Source organism: Phormidium pseudopriestleyi FRX01 (genome assembly GCF_017313335.1).
GTDB classification, from domain to species: Bacteria; Cyanobacteriota; Cyanobacteriia; order Cyanobacteriales; family Laspinemataceae; genus Laspinema; species Laspinema pseudopriestleyi.
In genome coordinates this window covers 1-3,009 of the sequence record NZ_JAFLQW010000414.1, presented here as the reverse complement: position 1 = coordinate 3,009, position 3,009 = coordinate 1, and the positions used below count along the sequence as shown (strand labels likewise).

Sequence of the window (3,009 nt, the reverse complement as noted above, 5' to 3'; positions counted from 1 at the left end):
TTTGTCGGTTGATCGGTCGGGTTTGAAATTCCAATAAAGCCGAGGGTCCCAAAATCTTGATTAGAGAGGTCTAGATCCAAGAAAAAATTAGAAACCTCTCGAAATGGGCTAATCTCTTGCGACAAAAAATCAATCCTGCGCTTATATAAACCCGTTCTCACTTGAAAAAGATTAGAGGTAGTTGGGGTAATCGTGCCAGGAAAGGTATAGTTGCCAGAGAGTTGGTCTAGCTTGGTTGCTCGCTCGGTATTTAAGAGATTCTGGTTAAGTCGTTGATTGATTTGCCCTCTTTGTTCTGGGGTGGCGACGGTGTTTAACTCTGCAAAACCTTCTCCATTTTCTAAGGCAGTATGGGCTTCATCGAGGCCCTCATCGATATGCGAGTTTTCTAGTCCTGTAAAAATAAAACCCAGACTTAAACCGAGAGTGGCATGGGTAAATTGAATTTCATCGATTTTATCATTGGCTCCAAAAGAGACGCTAAAGGATACGCCAGGATTGCTAAAAATACTGCGATAGGTCGCTTGAATTTCTTGGGCATCATATTCTATTGAAGTTCTCCGGTGCGGAACAGAAAAGTAAAAACGATACCAATCGCTACTTTCTTGATAATCAATTTCTGTACTATCCCCCACCATAGTTTGGCCGAGGGAGAACCAGATTAAAGAATTGAGATACCGGACATCTCTTTCTCTGGGAGTCATAACAGGATTGACGATGATATTTAATAAATCTAAATTCATTCCTCCTCCGGGCTGTCCGATTTTAATACCGGGAACCGAGGTGAAGGGCGCACTAAAGTCAAATCCTTCTCCGGTATCTAAATTTATAAAGCCAATCCCGGCTGCTGCTAAATTTTCCGCAGGGATAATTGCCCCGTCTCGTAAAGCAACCCCATTATTTAATAAGGGTTGTAGATTGGTTGTGGGAAAAGCTTGAAGAAATCTAGGAGCAACGGCTGGATCGAGATTTTCAAATAGCGATCTACCCCCATCGGGGTGATTGGTCGAAGCACTTCCTAAATTAGGTACCAATGTGGTCGTGGTATTGTCCCGACTCTGGCCACTGTTAATGATTACTTCTCCTGCAGGTATTCCTGGGGGAGTAGTCAACTGTCCAGCCACAGAAAGAACTGCAAATTGATTGTTGTTTTCCCCTGCTCCTATCACATCTTCTAGAGCGTGAGGGACAGACCAAACCGCTTGTAGGCCCCAAAACTGTTGTTGGAGTATTATGCGTTGGGTGAGTTCTGTCATGGTTTCCCGCCCTTGATAGACTGCACCCCCTTGTAGTCCTCGGGTTTCAAGCACCACCCGATTGCCCTCTAATACCCAATAAAGCTGATCCTCTTTTGGAAAATTGGCAAAAGTCACTTTATTGAAAACTGGGTTATTTTCTCCAAACCTCAGATCAAGGGTGGAATAGTTTTCATCCCTAAAGGGCCGAAAACTCTGAAGGTCAAAGGTTAATCTATCGGTGGGATTTACAATAAATGGATACCTTTCAGCCGTAGAATCGAGGGATTCTAGGCTATTTTCCCGCCAATTCATTTCCGGAAGGGGTTCCGGCAGGGGAGTGGGTTGAGACTCTATCTCCTCTACCGACTCGGGAAGCACAAAATCCACCGTGGACGGAGAAACTGGGGGGAGATTATATTCAAATTCCCGGGTTTGGGCAAGGGGTGACTCGGGAACAGTTGACCCAGTTTCTGCTACAACGGCTAAATTTTCTGACCCGGGTAAATTTGAATCAGGGCTGCGTAAAATTTCAACTCTATCCAGTTCTACAAGGTTCCCTAAATGGAGAGAAGTTTGCTCCTCTACGATTAGCGATGCCGGAGGAACTGTCTCATTTAAGTCTAATTGTTCTCTATCCAATAAATCCCGATTGGCTTCTTCTAAATGGCTGGGACTATTTATTGGAAAAACCCTAGAGAAATCTAAGCAATTCTCTTGTGAGGGTAAAGAATCTAACTTAGAGACTGTCGCAGGGTTGGCAGTGTCGTCCCCCACAGAATTATCAGACAGCCCTTCTACGGGGTTGGGAGAATCTACCTCGATTTGTTGACTTAGATAAATAAAAATATCGGTTGGTTTTTTGGGTTCTACCCGAACTTCACTCACTTGGGAAGATTGGCAGAAAAATATCTCTGTAGTAGCAACTGGGGGTAAGTCTATATGAGAGTTAAACATTGGAAAGTGGGTACTCTTCTATGCTTTAGAGGTTTGTTGATTCCACTGCCTATACTAAGTGGTCACATAGAAGTTATTCACTATATAAACTTGTGCTTCAGGATAAATTGCAAGATTTTTGCAAGTATTTTGAGGAGGTAAAATTTAAAATTTGATAACTCTTAAAGATTGTTTCTGCAAGCCTAGATAAGCTTGATTTAAAACGAGAGAATAATAAGTTTTTAGGTAAAATATTTGTCAAGTAATCGGAAACCTAAGATTTAAAAAATTTTGCCATTACATATATAGAGATTCACACAGTTAGGAGGTACATTTTTTGAAGCGATTGTAGTAATTGTACGGTGATAAAAAGCCCACCCTACAATTACTCAACAGCCTGTAGAAGGCATTTTCCTCTCCCGCTCTATTCTTCTAAGGGTTTAACTCATTTAGACTGACCCTATCCACTTTGGGCTGGGAGGAATCTCTAAGCTCTGAAGTTTGGAGTCGATCGCCGTCCTAAATAGATTAGAAAATGGCTCTACAGTTGAAAATCTTTGCGTCAAGCCTGCGGCATGGCGAAATCTTACAGCATCGGACGGTGCTTGCTACCCCTACATCCAGATGCGCTGTTTTGGTGGCAACTGCTGGAAGGATGAGTATATTGGTTTTGGCACTGATTAAAGCAGTCTTTAATCATAAAAAGAAAACAGTGCTAGACAATCGCTGGTTTCAACGAGAGACTAGCACTGCCTTGACCCTCAATTATTTAAAATTCAGGTCCATACCAAGCAAGCTAAGTCAACCTAATTTAACCCACTACGCCATGCCCGGATAA

The 3,009-nt window shown here is 42.6% G+C and carries 1 protein-coding gene; it reads right to left on the bottom strand.

The features are described from left to right. Positions 1-2,192 (bottom strand): hypothetical protein (locus J0895_RS15590; protein ID WP_207088966.1); only part of this gene is annotated, 2,192 nt, incomplete at its 3' end. Between the last annotated feature and the right edge of the window lie 817 nt (positions 2,193-3,009).